The 13,982-nt window shown below is 62.0% G+C and carries 18 protein-coding genes and 2 pseudogenes; 6 read left to right on the forward strand and 14 right to left on the reverse strand.

Annotated features, from left to right (window positions below; translation table 11 throughout):
• Positions 1-118: 118 nt before the first annotated feature.
• On the reverse strand, positions 119-1,027 hold the full coding sequence (locus NYR97_RS19870; protein ID WP_425613009.1) for an AraC family transcriptional regulator: 909 nt from the start codon (positions 1,025-1,027) through the stop codon (positions 119-121).
• Positions 1,028-1,164: 137 nt separating this feature from the next.
• Between NYR97_RS19870 and NYR97_RS19875 the strand changes: the two are divergent.
• The 5 genes and pseudogenes from NYR97_RS19875 (at position 1,165) to NYR97_RS19895 (ending at position 4,778) form a co-directional block, all read left to right on the forward strand.
• Positions 1,165-1,912, forward strand: a pseudogene (locus NYR97_RS19875) (SDR family NAD(P)-dependent oxidoreductase).
• Between the two features lie 18 nt (positions 1,913-1,930).
• On the forward strand, positions 1,931-2,128 hold the full coding sequence (locus tag NYR97_RS19880) for a VOC family protein (RefSeq protein WP_316695393.1): 198 nt from the start codon (positions 1,931-1,933) through the stop codon (positions 2,126-2,128).
• Positions 2,121-2,474, forward strand: coding sequence for a nuclear transport factor 2 family protein (locus tag NYR97_RS19885; protein ID WP_316695394.1), 354 nt, complete (start codon positions 2,121-2,123; stop codon positions 2,472-2,474). Before NYR97_RS19880 ends, NYR97_RS19885 begins: the two co-directional genes overlap by 8 nt.
• Positions 2,475-2,492: 18 nt before the next feature.
• Positions 2,493-3,482: a saccharopine dehydrogenase NADP-binding domain-containing protein gene (locus NYR97_RS19890; protein WP_316695396.1), complete on the forward strand. Its 990-nt coding sequence runs from the start codon at positions 2,493-2,495 to the stop codon at positions 3,480-3,482.
• 930 nt (positions 3,483-4,412) lie between these two features.
• Positions 4,413-4,778 (forward strand): DUF3653 domain-containing protein, encoded by a 366-nt coding sequence (locus NYR97_RS19895; protein ID WP_316695397.1) that lies wholly within the window; start codon positions 4,413-4,415, stop codon positions 4,776-4,778.
• 25 nt (positions 4,779-4,803) lie between these two features.
• Here NYR97_RS19895 and NYR97_RS19900 read toward each other — a convergent pair whose 3' ends face one another.
• The 11 genes from NYR97_RS19900 to NYR97_RS19950 all read right to left on the reverse strand — a co-directional run bounded on the left by NYR97_RS19900 (position 4,804) and on the right by NYR97_RS19950 (position 10,982).
• A complete protein-coding gene (locus tag NYR97_RS19900; protein WP_316695399.1) occupies positions 4,804-4,935 on the reverse strand; it encodes a hypothetical protein in 132 nt (43 codons plus the stop codon).
• Positions 4,936-4,981: 46 nt separating this feature from the next.
• Entirely contained in the window at positions 4,982-5,257 is a 276-nt protein-coding gene (locus NYR97_RS19905) for a hypothetical protein (protein WP_316695400.1), read from the reverse strand.
• Positions 5,258-5,455: 198 nt separating this feature from the next.
• Complete coding sequence (locus NYR97_RS19910; protein ID WP_316695402.1) at positions 5,456-6,634, reverse strand: zonular occludens toxin domain-containing protein; 1,179 nt, start codon at positions 6,632-6,634, stop codon at positions 5,456-5,458.
• Positions 6,631-6,951, reverse strand: coding sequence for a DUF2523 family protein (locus tag NYR97_RS19915; RefSeq protein WP_316695403.1), 321 nt, complete (start codon positions 6,949-6,951; stop codon positions 6,631-6,633). The genes NYR97_RS19910 and NYR97_RS19915 overlap by 4 nt, the downstream gene beginning before the upstream one ends.
• Positions 6,951-8,381: a hypothetical protein gene (locus NYR97_RS19920; protein WP_316695404.1), complete on the reverse strand. Its 1,431-nt coding sequence runs from the start codon at positions 8,379-8,381 to the stop codon at positions 6,951-6,953. Before NYR97_RS19920 ends, NYR97_RS19915 begins: the two co-directional genes overlap by 1 nt.
• A gap of 127 nt (positions 8,382-8,508) precedes the next feature.
• Positions 8,509-8,766, reverse strand: coding sequence for a hypothetical protein (locus NYR97_RS19925; protein ID WP_316695405.1), 258 nt, complete (start codon positions 8,764-8,766; stop codon positions 8,509-8,511).
• A gap of 39 nt (positions 8,767-8,805) precedes the next feature.
• Complete coding sequence (locus NYR97_RS19930; RefSeq protein WP_316695406.1) at positions 8,806-9,054, reverse strand: hypothetical protein; 249 nt, start codon at positions 9,052-9,054, stop codon at positions 8,806-8,808.
• A 3-nt stretch (positions 9,055-9,057) separates the two neighbouring features.
• A complete protein-coding gene (locus NYR97_RS19935) occupies positions 9,058-9,357 on the reverse strand; it encodes a single-stranded DNA-binding protein (protein ID WP_316695407.1) in 300 nt (99 codons plus the stop codon).
• Between the two features lie 106 nt (positions 9,358-9,463).
• Entirely contained in the window at positions 9,464-10,525 is a 1,062-nt protein-coding gene (locus NYR97_RS19940; protein WP_316695408.1) for a replication initiation factor domain-containing protein, read from the reverse strand.
• Entirely contained in the window at positions 10,522-10,692 is a 171-nt protein-coding gene (locus NYR97_RS19945) for a hypothetical protein (RefSeq protein ID WP_316695409.1), read from the reverse strand. The genes NYR97_RS19940 and NYR97_RS19945 overlap by 4 nt, the downstream gene beginning before the upstream one ends.
• Entirely contained in the window at positions 10,689-10,982 is a 294-nt protein-coding gene (locus NYR97_RS19950) for a hypothetical protein (RefSeq protein WP_316695410.1), read from the reverse strand. The genes NYR97_RS19945 and NYR97_RS19950 overlap by 4 nt, the downstream gene beginning before the upstream one ends.
• A 399-nt stretch (positions 10,983-11,381) precedes the next feature.
• Here NYR97_RS19950 and NYR97_RS19955 point away from each other — a divergent pair.
• Positions 11,382-11,444 (forward strand): annotated as a pseudogene (locus NYR97_RS19955) (DUF3693 domain-containing protein); the annotation flags it as partial.
• 114 nt (positions 11,445-11,558) lie between these two features.
• On the opposite strand, the gene NYR97_RS19960 reads toward NYR97_RS19955, so the two are convergent.
• The gene (locus NYR97_RS19960; protein ID WP_316695411.1) at positions 11,559-13,364 is read right to left on the reverse strand and encodes a transmembrane repetitive protein; all 1,806 of its coding nucleotides are present in this window, start codon (positions 13,362-13,364) and stop codon (positions 11,559-11,561) included.
• A gap of 13 nt (positions 13,365-13,377) precedes the next feature.
• Positions 13,378-13,977, reverse strand: coding sequence for an NfuA family Fe-S biogenesis protein (locus NYR97_RS19965; RefSeq protein WP_006450396.1), 600 nt, complete (start codon positions 13,975-13,977; stop codon positions 13,378-13,380).
• Between the last annotated feature and the right edge of the window lie 5 nt (positions 13,978-13,982).

Below are 13,982 nucleotides of genomic sequence, written 5' to 3' on the forward strand. Positions count from 1 at the left end.
GAGGCCGATGGCACGAAGATCCGCCCGTGTTTCGACCTGGGCGCCAAAGTGATGGTGCAGAGCAGGCAGAGTTCGTCGCAGTCCGGCCAGGGCTTGTGCCAAGCTCAAGGCACAATTCTCAGTGCGCGGCTTTCCCTCGCCAGCTGGCGACCATCCGCGCCGCATCCTGGGAAGGGGGTAGGCCAAACGCACGTGTGTACTCCCGGGTGAACTGCGTTGGACTTTCATATCCCACTTCCAGCGCCGCCGTTGTAACGCTTTTCCCCTGCGTTGCCAGAATCTGGCGGGCCTGCAGCAGGCGTAGCTGTTTCTGGTACTGAAGCGGGCTCAGCGCGGTAGCGGATTTGAAATGGCGGTGGAAGCTGGATTCGCTCATCGCCACCTGTTCGGCCAGCGAGGCGATGCGCAGTGGTTTGGAATAGTCGCGGCGGATGCGCTGGATCGCGCTGCTGATGCGCGCCAGCGCCGAATCCGGCGTAGCCAGCTGGCGCAACATGTACCCCTGCGGCCCCTGAAGTACGCGATACAGAATCTCGCGCTCGTAGGCGGGAGCCAGCGCAGGGATCTCGTTGGGGCGCTCCATCAGGCGCAGCATGCGCACCCAGGCGTCCATCAGGTCGGGAGTGACGGCGGCCACGTTGAAGGCCTCCGTCTGCGAGGAGGGCTCGCCGCATCCGTTGGCGGGATCGGTGGTGTCGCACAGCAGCGCGGAGACGACGTTCGCGTCCAGCGTGAGGCTCACTGCGAGGTAGGGCTCGCCGGTGCTGGCCGGGTGCACCGCACCCACTGCGGGCAAGTCCACCGACATGATGAAGTAGGTCGCCGGGTCGTAGTGGAGGGTCTTTCCGCCCACCGTCATTGATTTGCTGCCCTGCAGGATCAGGTTGATCATCGGCTCGTACACCGCAGCCAAGGCATGATCGGGAATCTGCCCCTGCACCATGGCGACGCGCGGAATGCCGGTTTCCGTGCGGCGGTTTTCGGCATTTGCTGCAAGCCGGCGCAGTTCATCCAGTGCCTTGTCCATGGCTCATTCGACACCCGCTAGCTAGGGCTGACAAGGCCGAAAGCAGGAATAGGCAGGAATCGGCGAGGATCCGGGCGGCGCTCCTGGGCAGGCGGCCCTAGCCTGTGTATCACCCCTTACGGCACAGGAGCACTTGCATGAAACACGTACTGATCACGGGTGGCAGCCGCGGCATTGGCGCCAGCGCCGCTCTGCACTGCACTGCGCGCAGCGCGGTATGGGCGTCATCCTCGCCTACAACACCCAGCCGGAAGCGGCCCAGCGCGTAGTGGAGCGTATCCAGGCAGAAGGCGGCACCGCCGTGGCGCTGCAGCTGGATGTGAGCAACAGTGGCGCCTTCGCGGCGTTTGCCGCCCAAGTGGCGCAAGCGCTGCAGGCCACGTGGGGCGTGTCCACGCTCGACGGGCTGGTGAACAATGCCGGCTTTGGGCTGTTCAATCCGATCGAGACGGTCACCGAGGCGCAGTTCGACAGCCTGTTCAACGTGCACCTGAAAGGACCGTTCTTCCTGACCCAGGCGCTGCTGCCGCTGCTGGCCAACGGCGCGAGCATCGTCAACGTCACCAGCGCCACCACGCGCGTGGCCACGCCGGGCGTGGCACCGTACGCCGCCTTCAAGGGCGGGCTGGAAGTGCTCACGCGCTACATGGCCAAGGAGTTCGGCGAGCGCCGCATCCGGGCCAATGCGGTGGCGCCCGGTGCGATCCGCACCGAACTGGGCGGCGGACTCAACGATGAATTCGAAGCCCTGCTGCTTCGCAGACAGCATTGGGCCGGGTAGGCGAGCCGGACGACGTCGGCCGCGTCATTGCCGGGCTGCTCGGCGATGAGCAGGCCTGGGTGAACGCGCAGACCATCGAAGTGGCCGGCGGCTACAACATCTGATTCGCAACGGAGCAAGACATGCTCGACCACATCTTTCTCACCGTAACGGACACCACGCACTCGATCGCGTTCTACACGGCTGCGCTGGCCCCATTGGGCATCGTCGACCGGCTCGACTACGACGGCAGGCAGGGGCCTCCCGACCACCCGGACCTGAAAGGTTTCGGCGCGCAGGGGCGCGTGTTCTATAAAAGCTGGCAGCACGGCCATGAATGACCCCGCCAGGCCGCACCCGCTGCAGGCGACCCTGGACGCCTTCATCCAAGCCGCCAACGACTTCGATATCGAAGCGGCGCTGGCGCTGTTCGCACCATCGGCCGTGATTGACGACCCTTCCACCGGCCACACCTTCACCCATCATGCCGGCGTGCGCGACTATCTGGAGCGCTACTTCGTGGGCTATCGCACGGTGACCCGCTTGCTGTCGGTGGCAGACCTGGGCAAACGCCGCATATGCGTCCGCGTCGACTTCGCTGGCGACTTCGGCCATGAGATCGGATTGCTTGACGTGGTGGCCGACGTCCGGGGCCGCATTTCCCGCATCGATGCCGAGCTCGAGTGAGCCGGCGAGGAACACGCAATGAAAAAGTTCATGATCTACGGTGCGCTCGGCTACACCGGGCGCATGGCCGCCGCACGCGCGAAGGAGACCGGGCTGGCCCTGGTAGTGGGCGGGCGCGATGGAACACCGCTGCAGGCGCTGGCTGCGGCCCTGGGTGTGGAGTACCGCGTGTTCGCTCTGGATGCTGCGGCCGATGTGGAGCGCGCACTGCAAGACATCGCGGTCCTGCTGAACTGCGCAGGGCCGTTCGCACACACCGCACGCCCGCTGATGGAAGCGTGCCTACTGACAGGCACGCACTACCTCGATATTGCCGCCGAGCTGGACAGCTACCAGCTGGCCGAACAGCGCGACCGGGAAGCCGTTGATGCCGGCGTGATGCTGATGCCGGGCAGCGGCGGCAGCGTGGCGATGCTGGGCAGCCTGGCCGCACGTGCCGTGGAGCGGGTCGCGGCCCCGGTTTCGCTCCGCATTGCCCTGCATGTCTCCGGTACGATGTCTCGCGGTTCGGCCATCAGTGCCAGCCAGCACCTCACGGCGCAGTGCCTGAGGCGCGAGGGCGATGTGCTCATCGCACGCGATCCGGGCGAATTGCGCGACTTCGATTTCGGCAACGGCCTGGCCAGCTGCTTCCCCGTGATCCTGCCTGATCTGATCACCATCGCACGCCAGACCGGGATCGGTGACATCGACACCTACGTGCACGTTTCCGGTAGCGCATTCCCCGAAGGCGGCATCGACGCGTTGCCGGACGGACCCACCGCGCAGGAGCGCGCCGACAACCGCTACCAGGCGGCGGTGGAAGTGGCGTGTGCCGACGGCACCATCACCCGCGCCGTGCTGGATACCGTGAACGGCTACACCTTCACCTCGTTGGCCGCGGTCGAGGCCGCGCGCCGTGTGCTGTCAGGCGAAGCGCGCCCTGGATTCCAGACCCCTGTAGGCGTGTTCGGCAGCGGGTTTGCCGAGACCATCGCCGACACCTGCATCACCGCGCCGGCGTTGTGAACGAGTGCGTTGCCATAGCATCTCGAAGTGCTTACCGGCAATGACGTATTCGTGGTGATAGCTGGCACCCAGGATCCCAGAAGGGACGGTTCGGTACGGGCAGAACAGGAACAAAGCAAGGGCTTCACTAGGCAGCCCGGTAGAGTTCAGCTCAGATCCGTGAGGCGTAAAGAAGAACTTCACACGCTCACCGGGGTGACGCTTGCTGGGCGTCGCGCCCGGACCCGATCGTACCTCCAGGGGCCAGTCGCGACGCCCCAGCTGGCCGGGTGTTATCCAGGGCATTCCGCATGCCTGGTGACGAGGCAACGAGATGAGGGAGTGGATCGTGCGGCTTGGCAGGCACCTGGGGCTTTTCATCACCGAGGTACTGACGGACAGCCATCGAGACCAACGCGTTGAGGGAGATCCCAAGGCCTTTGGCTTTGGCTGAGGCCTCGCTCTTGAGCGGCTCGACCAGGCGGACGTTGGGAGCAGTCTTGCGGGCACCAGTGAAGACCTCGACCTTCATGCGTGCCTCCGTTCTGACTTTTGTCCCGTGTTACTACTCGGGCCAACCGGCGGTCGGCCGGCTGCAGCTGCGAAGGTCGTGCGATGATCGAGGACAACGGAGCTCTTATTGACCGGTCCAGCCGGTGAAAAGGTCCCGGATGTGTCGACACCCTGTAGACACCTGGTAGGCACAGGTGCTTTAACGATCCAGTTCGGAGCCTGGCAATGACCGTCAATGACGGCATCAGCCTGGCGGTGCGGAACTGTTCTGCCTGATGCTCGAGCTGCAGTGCAGATAGCCGGCCGCGCCCCCTAAAGGGACACGGCCCATTTCGCATAATGTATATTATGTCAGGACGCTAATTCGCGTGTTGGCTTCGCTTGCTGCTGCGATCACACCGCGGCGGCGACGATGGCCCGCCAGATGGAGATTGGCAGATGCGTGATCGAAAACTGACCGGCCCCTGGGCCGGTTTTTCGTTCGTACGGGGCGAGCTGGTAACGCCTGAGGGAAAGACGTTCACAGCCACCCAGCTCACCTGGCTGGCACTGACATCCAGCCTGGCGCGGGAATGGTCCGCAATGATGGATGAAGCGAAGCTAAGGGGGTGTAACCCTCAGTACAGGCACGTGTACGTGCCCAGGCCGCCGCAACGGTCAACAGCGGCCAACGTGATCTACCTGCGGGACGTAATCCAGCGCAGGCATGAAGAGCGGTCCTCAGTGGTGGCTGACGCGGGGTCCGCCGATAGAGCGCGAGTGGTCCGGCAAACGCGTGGGCCACGAGCTCCACGGCGCGGGTGAGGCGTTATCCGTAGGGGCTATGCCCCTACACCCCTTTGTTTCGTGATGCGTCACGTTTGAGGAAGCGACGATTATGGATAAGAGCCAACACAACGGCGGCGATCACGCAGCCGAAGACGATCAGCGCGATGAGGTCTGCAGCGTCTTTGCTAATCATGAGTAGACCTTTTCGTGATGCGTCATGAAATTATTTATCTGACGAGTCAGATATCGTAGGGGTAGCGGTCCTGAATGTCGCGGGCATAGATGCCAGCGAGCTGGGCATTGCCGCTGGTGATGGCCTGACGCAGACGGTCGAGCAACTGCATATCGGTCAACACTTCACCGCGCTTGTAGTTGTTGACCACTGACTTGCGCCGCTGCCGATATGCCCTGCTGTGGTCGGCGGCGGTCTGCGCTGCAACGCCGTTGGCAGGTGGGCGGCCACGACGCTTGGGCAGTTGCATTTCGATGGTGCCGGGGTCTTTTTCATCACGCATCAGATTAAGCCTTCTTCTTCGCTTCGCGGCGGGCGGCAGCAGACCAGCGGAACAGGGCGAAGGCGACGAGCACTGCGATCTGTATAGCGACGAGAATCTCTTTGGTGTCCATGCCCTGCCCCTTGAGTTGATGGATTTATATTAATCTGACGCGTCATAAAAGTCTAATGGCAATTGGTTATATGACGCGTCAGGAAATTACATTTCTAGGGTGGTAGGCCCGGTGTAGGTGCCGCCCTTGGCCTGGGGCGACTCGGGGAATGTGCCCTGGGTGCGTGTGGCCTTGCCGAACACTGCGCTGGGGTTGGCATGGGTGGTGGCGCGTAGATCGGTCTGGGCGGGCTGCTGCTGCTGTTGCTGGGCAACCTGCCCCCTGCGGCCATACGGGTTGTACGGCGCCCCGTGGCGGGCGACAGTGCGACACTGCGGCTGATCGAGCTCATAGCGCGTGCCCTGCTCGGTGAAGCAGCTGCAGGACGCCTCCTGCAGGTGTCCAGAGGCATCTCGTCCAGCGAGGGAGGACATGCAGTAGAGCTCGGGGTCGGCGGTGACTTCGCGCTGATCGTAGGCAGGTGCGGTCCAGGGCATTGAGCCGAATCGGGGTTCGTGCAACCTCGCATACTCATTGCGCGTTCCGAGGTTGCGTTGCGATCCGACCAATCCACCGCCAGGGCGCGCCGTCGCTGCCGCTCCGTCACTCCCTGGCGTTGCCTTGGCCGCTTCCTTGAGGCGATCCCCGTCAAGCTGATTGTGTATGCGATTTGCCACGAAGACGACACCGCCAATGATCAGGACGAGCAGCACGCCGGCAGCGTAGTAGTACCAGGGGACGCCGCGCTTAGTGGTGTCCAGCTCGGTGGACTGATACATGCCCATGGGGCGCTTCGGAAGCCGCACGCGCTTGAGCATGAGCGGGTGCGCTTTCTCGGGGCGCGACTCGTAGCGGTCGAAGATGCGCAGGTGCACGAAATTCATGCCAAACCGGCGACGCACGTGGGTATGCGTCTCGATCAGGTCATGCACAAAGCTGTCCATCTGCTTTGCAGGCGACTGACACACGAAGATGAAATCCAACCCGCGATGACGATGCTTGGCGAGCTGCTCGACCCAATGCGGCGTCTTTGTGCCTGGGCCACGCTTGGGCAGCATGTCGTGCTCATAGCACTCATCGATGAGGCACACGGCGCCGTCAGGCAAGAACGAAGGCCAGTCCTTGAACTGATCCGGCGTGATGGGCATGAGGCCGCATTTCTGATAGTCAAGCTGCCGGATATTGCCGGCATAGACCACCCTGCCCTCATCCTTGAATTTGAGCGCCAAGTCGAGAGCGTGGAGCGACTTGCCGTGCCCAGGCTGTCCGGTGAATTGGTAGATCATGCGCCCTGCTCCTTGCCGATCATGCCTTCAAGTGCGGCCACGGAGGTAACGAATGTGCGCATGCCAACGCGAGCGACGATGGCGCTGATGATCAGTGTCATGAAGACATCAATTCCTGAGGCAGAGAGGATGGTGAGCACGTTGTCAGGCATGCCGGTGAACTTGTCAGCGATCCACTGTTTCACCGCTGGCATGGAGTAGGTGAAATTGACCCAGGTCAACCCGATGCCAGCCATGATGCGGCCGACAATGCCGGCTGCACCGAGCTTGAGGGCGGTGATCAGCAGGCCGGTGAATTTGCTAAGAATGGCGTCCATTAGAAGATAGATTTCCCGCCGAGGATGGTGAACGCAATAAACGATCCGAGCGCGATAAAGACCACGCGCACAGCAGCGAAGAAGCGACAGATCCAGTCCCACTGATCGAGATCGACGGAGCCGTATTTACCAAGGCTGACAGAGCCGAATTTGGGGCAAGCGCCACCACCACCGAGAAAACCACCGCTGTCAAGCATGCCGACGCCGAGCGCCACGGTGCGATGCGGTTTCTCAGGGTCTTCGCCGGCACCGGCAGTGCCATCGCCAGTGACTTTGGTCCACGCAGGTTGACCAGACTCGCCAGATGCACCGTCCTTGCCTGCCTGCTTTTCGGCAGCGCATGCAGTACGCCATTGCATCAATAACTGGGAGTACTCCATGGCCTTGCAGTCCTTGCCAACACAGACGGGTGCGGAGGAACAGGATCCGCCCTGGATGTTGACATTACGCCGGGTATTGCAATCGATACGCCACTGGATACGCGCTTGGCCGCACATGATGAGACTGCCACTGCAAGACGGCGGGAACTCACAGGAATCACCACCGGAAAATGTCTCTTTTGCGGTGCCGTCCTCTTCTTCGTCATCTGGCTTGCCATCGCCATTTGAGTCGCGCTTACAGGTGCCGTCTTTGCCCTTGGCTTCACCCTGCGCGCACTGACCATCACCGGGCAGGCAAGCGCCCTCAGGAGACTTGACTTCGCCTGCAGGGCACTCATTTTTATCGTTTTCGCAGGTGCCGAACTGAGTAAGGGTCATACCCTTCGGACAGGCCTGTTCCTCGCACTCACCCTTAGCATTGTGCTGCTTGCCTTCGGGACACTCTTCGGTATCGGGTTCACACATCTTGGTGTGGTTGTTGTAGTGCCAACCGTTGGTCAACGCCATGTTCTTGCACTGATCCGGAGTGTTGTCGTCCATGTCGCAAGCTGCATTAAGGCCATACGTGCCGTTCCACGTGTTGTCGGCGTTTGGTGTCCAGACCTGCATACAGCCGGAACTGCACTGAACTGACCCACTCTTGGGAGCACCAGCAGCGCCAGGAAATGGACCGTTGTAATCAGGTTTGGAACCGCACTCATCGACGTTTTTGGGAAAGCTGCGATACCACACGCCACCCGCTCCGCAGCCCCAGCCATTGAAGCTTGCTTGAACACGAATTTCATTCGACGTAGCGTCAGGCCACCGCGCAATTGAACACATGGAATGCTCTTGACCGCCAGTAATGGTGGCGGCCCACTCGTTGTAGGCAGCTGTAGCAGCTGCCTTAGCGGATGCTTCGCTTGGACACGTATCGAACGAAACATCCTTCGAAGGTGAGCATGCAGCGCGTGCATTGCTGACGCCTAGCGCAGAAAACACAAGCGCCACGATGACGTAGGCGACACGTCGAGCAATGGCAGATGCAAACACACGTGCAAGCCAGCGCATCACACGCCCTCGTAGGCGAGCCACACAGCGCCGAGAACGCCAACGATGATGATGTATCCGAGCATGCTATTTCCCCCAAAAAAAAGGGGCAGGATCACCCTGCCCCGTTCAAAACGGACAGGCGCGATTACTTGGCGCGCTTGATCAGGCTGTAGACCACGAAGCCGATGGCGATCAGAACCAGGGTGCCGAGCAGGCCGACGATGATGGTCTGTGCGCCGGTCAACTCGGCCTGAGCGGTGCCGCCGATTTCGCTGGCGACCTGGGCGAACGCAGCAGGCGATGCCAGGGCAGCGACGGAGGCGACCGCAGCGACGGCCTTGGTGCGGGTCTTGGTGGCGAAGGAAACGACGTTGGTGCGGGCATTACGCAGTGCGATGTTCATGGTGACTCTCTCAGGTGAGTGGTTAATACGAGTGAGTGGTTAATACGAGTTGTTGCGGCTTTCCAGCTGTGTTGTCCGAATGATCAGCCGCGCGACCAAGCCGACAGTCCACGTCCCCACGATGGCGAACGCAATTTGCAGGCCATCCGTTGCGCTGAGATACGGAAACAGCGTGGGCGGATGGCTATAGAACGGGGCCGAGCACTGACCAGTAGATGCATCGAAGTCATCGACCTTGCACGTGAGTACTAGGGTCTGTGTGTGCACTACCGGGTCGGTATCGGCCATCTGTTATGCAGTCGCGCGTGCAGGTGTGGAAGCGCGCGGCTTGAGCTTCGCGAACTTGCCCAAGGCGATGTTGCCCTTGTTAACCTGCAGCATGCCGGCGACATCAAGCTCATACTCGCCAGGTGCAAAGGCCTTCTGGCCGTCTTCGAGGCGTGCCTCGTAGGGGTACACGAAGCCGTCGACCTCAAGGCGGCATTTCTGCTTGCGCGTGGTGTAGCTACGCTCCTTGCCCTTCTCATCTTCGAAAGTGCCGCCACGCTCATCGACTTCGCTATTCAACACGGTGACCTTGATTCCGCTCATGGTGTAACCCTTTTTAGGTTTGATTGATCCCGACGATCCGGGTGATTCTTCTGACCACATTTGCTGTTACCCACGTCGGTGGCCATAACGACGTGCAGCGAATTTTTCAGTCAGCGCAATCAGGGAACAGCTCATCCAACTGGTTGGAGATCCGTATCTCTAGATCGAGCTGTTGCAGGTTCTTGAAGCGACCAGGCACACCGTCATGCGTGAGATAGCGATCGAGGACCGACACGGCGTATTCGTGGCTACGGGTGTTGAGCGCATTCCAGAGCACACGCAGAGCGCTACCGGCCTGGGTGTCGATGAAATCGATCATGGCCTTGACGGACGGATTGACCATGCGCTCTTTCAATTCCAGCCTGGTCAACTCACCAATGACCAGGTCAGCGAGGACGGTGTAGGCGCTGGCGAAGTACTTGCCCGGATCGACCAACGCGCCTAGCGGCAGATCGATGCGCTTGGCGTACAGACGCAGCTCGCAACGTGTCCACTCGCTCTCAGGGTCGCCCAGCTGCTTGCCCTTCTCGTAGATGCACAGCTCTTTGTGGCCCTTCTGGCCGATGTAGAACGAACAACCCTTATTGGTGCCTTCGTCGCTGATCGACTTAGCATGCGGAGGCCGGCCGTTCATGGTGAAGGCACCATCGTGGTAGGCGTCGCGGAACTGCTGAACATCGAACCACTTGCCGGTATGGTCATCGATGGCGATATCGACGCGTGTCAGGTGTGCGCCCAGATCCTGTGCGATGCGCTCGGCATACGGCCAGCTGGGGACCTGGCTGCATCCCTGCCCTGTCAGGCTGATACAGACCTCGCCCGTGTCTGCGACACCAATGCGGCCGCAAACGCTGGAAGTCTCGTCGATCAGCATGGCGCTGCGCTGGTAGTTGAAGTTCCAGAGCCGCTCCTGCAGGGGACCCGCGACGATGCTGCCCGACGTGCCGAAGACGTAGGCGACCATCTGCTGCGCGTTCATGCGCTTGAAGAAATTGACCGCCTTATCGGTGTCAAAGACCAAAGTGCAGAAGTCGATGATCGGCTTCGATAGCCCTTCGAGGGTCTGAGACTTTTGGCCCGTGTTACTGCTCGGGCCAACCGGGTGAGCCGGACGATTGCACAGCTGCGCCGGTGAAAAGGGTACGCAGAGAGCGACCAGCAGCGTCACAGGCCTTCACTCACGAAGTAGGCAAGCACCCCGACAGGAGTCACGAACAGAAAAAGGGCACAGATCCAGGACCAGGGAGCAGCAAGGAAGTAGAAGCCCATGATGAAAAGGGATACGAATGCAGCAAATGCCCATGCAGCAAGCACCATTAAGGCGAGATCCTTCATGCGCACCACTCCGCTTCACACATCGTGGCGTCGCTCAGACGTTCCGCACGCAGCTCGGCGACAACGGTGTAGGGATCGAGATAGTCAGCAGCAGCAATGCGGTCTTCTTCGCGCTGGCGAAGAATGCGGGCGTCCCGCTTGGCGTTGGCAACCAGGCTGGCGGCGCGGTAGTCGGAGTCAACGCGGTTGAATCGAGCCTGGCGGCGATAGGCGATCGACGCGAACACGGCGCGCAGGTATGCGCACGCGATCAGGCAAAGCAAGATGGCTAGAATTAAATGATGCGTCACGAAATGTCCCCTGTTGCTGTCGCTTCGAGGCCAGTCGCTAGAGCGGCCGCTACCCTACCCTGACCCTCGGCCCCCGGGGGGTACCGGGGGGGAGGGGTTGTAACCAATCCGGTTACAACGGTAGGCATGTAAACTCAGCTGATACACAACTGTCAATCAGAACGTTACATGACCACGCTAAATAAATTGCTTGACAAAGCGAGAAAGGCATGTCCACGCGATAGCGACTATTCGCTTTCGCAGGAACTTGGCCTAAGCCGCATGGCAGTTTCGCGCTGGCGTAACGGCGCGAGAATCTCGCAGACGGAACTGGCAAAGATCATCGACCTGGCGCAAGCAGATCCGGCGCTAGCTGTGCAGGTGCTGGCAGAGCAAGAAAGCTCGCCTGAGGAACACCGCATGTGGAGTGCAGTCTGGGACAGACTGTCCCCGGTCACTACGGTGATCGGGGCGATGGTCCTGGCCATCGGCATGATGCCGGCGACGGGTCGGACGAAAAGCTTTGATATTCAACAGCTTGCGCAGATTGACCGCGCATATTCTGTATATTATGTCAGGAAATGCCCAGCTGACCTTCTACCTCACAGCCCCGTTGTCCTCCTGCAACTCCCGCTTGAAAGGCACATCCGGCGGCGGTCTGGCTGTTGCCGGCTGTTCGTTGAGATTCGGGTCGCTCAGGCCGCAGCCGCCGCCGAACTGCAACAGCGACACCACGCAGCTGATCTTGGTGGTCGTTCCCGGGATCGGGATCTCGATCTTCTTCAGGCCGCGGCGCACCCATTCCTGCAGCAGCGATTGGTTCGGCATCCAGTACTTGTCGAGCGAGGTCGGCGTGTAGCCGTATGGCGGACGTTTCAGCCAGGTGCCGCCCTGGGCGATCTGGTCGCGGCTCCAGGTATCGGTGTCGCTGCCTGGCGGCCCGCGTCTGCCCGCGCTGTTGCCTGTATCACCGGTTTCGGCGGCAACGCGGACGCTGCCATCGGCGTAGAACATGCCGTCGCGTTGGCCATTGGCGCCGGTCGTTTTCCCCTCACGGTTGCGGTCGGATTTGCTCCAGTCGTCGGCCTTGGTTGCCACATCCCAGCCGCCGCTGCGGTCTGCCGGCTGCGGACCGGCGCTGCTATTGGTTGCAGGTTTGCTGGATGAAGATGCCGCTGCTGCGCTGGTGGATTGTTCGGATCGCGATTGGGTCGCTTGCGATGGTGTGGATGGCGCAGTGGAAGGCGTCGGCTGCGCCGCAGCGTTAGCGGCCGATGTTGTCGGCGACGGTATGGTCGGGGTCGATTGGGCAGGCGCCGTAACTGCCGGCTGAAGCTGCGGCGCCGGATCCGGCACGCTCGGCAACTCCGCCGTTCGAACCGCTATTTCCGGCATGCGAACCGTCGGCGTGAGCTCGCGACTGCGCACGACTGGCGCAACGACCTGAGGTCGATCCGGCACGACGATTTCGCGCTCTCGAACCGCTGGCGCAGTGGCAGGTCGCACCGCAACGTTGGTGGCAGGACGTTGCAACTCACGCAATTGCGGCTGTTCGGTCACCGTCTGAATCTCACGCTGACGCACCTGTATCTGAGGCGCTGCAGCCTCGATCGGGCGCGGAGCCACCGCGATCGTAGGCGGTGGCGGCACGACGAAGTCGTTGGTGGCTACTGGCGTTTCGGTGACTTGCAGAGGCGATTCAATCGTCACCGGCGACACCTGCACCCTCACCTGCGGCACATCCGGCGTCGTTGGCTTGCTGACGGCAGCCACGGGTTCGGGCGCGACCTGCTGCGCCTCGGCAACGCTTGAACTGTCAACGGAACCGGCGGTGGCCTGCGTTGGCTGTGGCGGCGGCGTTGCCGACGCAGTGGGATTACCACTCGCCGCAGGCGCATTCGCCTGCGGCGCTGTAGACGCTTCACCCGGGGCCGCCTGCGCACCCGGCTCCCCTTCACCACCGCCCTGCTCCGCCGCGCCTTCGCCGATAAAGCTCATGCGCACGCGCGATTCGTCGCCTTGTTCGGTTTCATCCGGCGCCCAGCGCACGCTGACCACCCAGATCAGCAAGGCGATGAAACCGAGGTGGATCAGAAAACTGCCGAGCAACGCCCGCCAGTGCAGCGGGCGTTCGTCTTTCCGGCGCGGTTCCCAGTGTTGCCACCACAGGCTGCGAAACGCCTGGAATGGCGACAGCAGCGCCGCAGTCCGCATGCTGTGCGGTAACGCTGGCCGCGCCAGCAGTACATCGGTCACCTGGCCGCGATCGAACGGCGCAACCACGCTGTCGCGGTTGCGCATCCAGGTTGCCCAGCCGTAAGGCAGGCCGGTGCGCCGATCCAGAATGAGCTTGCTCGGCATGCGCGCGCGCAGTGCCTGCAGCAGATCGGCGGCCGTTGTCACCGGTGGTGCGGAATCAGGCCGCGCTGTCGCGCGGGATATACGGCGCGTCGCCGGTGGCGTGGTCGGTCGCGTCGCGCACCGCAATCACGCCGGGCACGCGTCCCATCAAGGTCTTCTCGATGCCCTGCTTCAAGGTCACATCGGCCATGCCGCAACCGTGGCAACCGCCGCCGAAGCGCAGCAGCACCACACCATCAGCCGAGACCTCCTGCACTGCCACGCGGCCGCCGTGCGAGGCCAGTTGCGGGTTGATCTCGTTCTCCACCACCCAGCGCACACGCTCCACCATCGATGCCGAATCAGCCGGCGCTTCGCCCTTGATCTTGGGCGCCTTGATGGTGAGCTGCTGGTTGCCGGTGGACTGGGTGACGTAGTCGATCTCGGCGCCATCCACCCATGGCACGCTGGCGGCGACGATATATAAGGTGAAGCCGTCGCAGTCGATCGCCCATTCGTCGCCGCTGAGATCGGCCGGTTCGGCGAACTCGAGGCGGGCGTCGGCGCGCGGGGTACCCGCATCCACCGCGCTCAGGCGCACGCCCATGCCGGGCACGCCCTCACGTTCGATGAGCTTGCGGAAATAGGTCTGGGCTTTGTCGGATATCTGGATCATGCGGG

The organism is Xanthomonas hydrangeae, from assembly GCF_032697525.1.
GTDB classification, from domain to species: domain Bacteria; phylum Pseudomonadota; class Gammaproteobacteria; order Xanthomonadales; family Xanthomonadaceae; genus Xanthomonas; species Xanthomonas hydrangeae.

Bases quoted from the DNA above. Each gene is read 5' to 3' on its own strand.
- NYR97_RS19870 (WP_425613009.1), bottom strand. From the start codon at position 1,027: ATGGACAAGGCACTGGATGAACTGCGCCGGCTTGCAGCAAATGCCGAA.
- NYR97_RS19905 (WP_316695400.1), bottom strand. From the start codon at position 5,257: ATGCGTGATGAAAAAGACCCCGGCACCATCGAAATGCAACTGCCCAAG.
- NYR97_RS19935 (WP_316695407.1), bottom strand. From the start codon at position 9,357: ATGAGCGGAATCAAGGTCACCGTGTTGAATAGCGAAGTCGATGAGCGT.
- NYR97_RS19965 (WP_006450396.1), bottom strand. From the start codon at position 13,977: ATGATCCAGATATCCGACAAAGCCCAGACCTATTTCCGCAAGCTCATC.
- NYR97_RS19925 (WP_316695405.1), bottom strand. From the start codon at position 8,766: ATGAACATCGCACTGCGTAATGCCCGCACCAACGTCGTTTCCTTCGCC.
- NYR97_RS19890 (WP_316695396.1), top strand. From the start codon at position 2,493: ATGAAAAAGTTCATGATCTACGGTGCGCTCGGCTACACCGGGCGCATG.
- NYR97_RS19930 (WP_316695406.1), bottom strand. From the start codon at position 9,054: ATGGCCGATACCGACCCGGTAGTGCACACACAGACCCTAGTACTCACG.
- NYR97_RS19885 (WP_316695394.1), top strand. From the start codon at position 2,121: ATGAATGACCCCGCCAGGCCGCACCCGCTGCAGGCGACCCTGGACGCC.
- NYR97_RS19910 (WP_316695402.1), bottom strand. From the start codon at position 6,634: ATGATCTACCAATTCACCGGACAGCCTGGGCACGGCAAGTCGCTCCAC.
- NYR97_RS19880 (WP_316695393.1), top strand. From the start codon at position 1,931: ATGCTCGACCACATCTTTCTCACCGTAACGGACACCACGCACTCGATC.
- NYR97_RS19900 (WP_316695399.1), bottom strand. From the start codon at position 4,935: ATGATTAGCAAAGACGCTGCAGACCTCATCGCGCTGATCGTCTTCGGC.
- NYR97_RS19895 (WP_316695397.1), top strand. From the start codon at position 4,413: ATGCGTGATCGAAAACTGACCGGCCCCTGGGCCGGTTTTTCGTTCGTA.
- NYR97_RS19920 (WP_316695404.1), bottom strand. From the start codon at position 8,381: ATGCGCTGGCTTGCACGTGTGTTTGCATCTGCCATTGCTCGACGTGTC.
- NYR97_RS19915 (WP_316695403.1), bottom strand. From the start codon at position 6,951: ATGGACGCCATTCTTAGCAAATTCACCGGCCTGCTGATCACCGCCCTC.
- NYR97_RS19945 (WP_316695409.1), bottom strand. From the start codon at position 10,692: ATGAAGGATCTCGCCTTAATGGTGCTTGCTGCATGGGCATTTGCTGCA.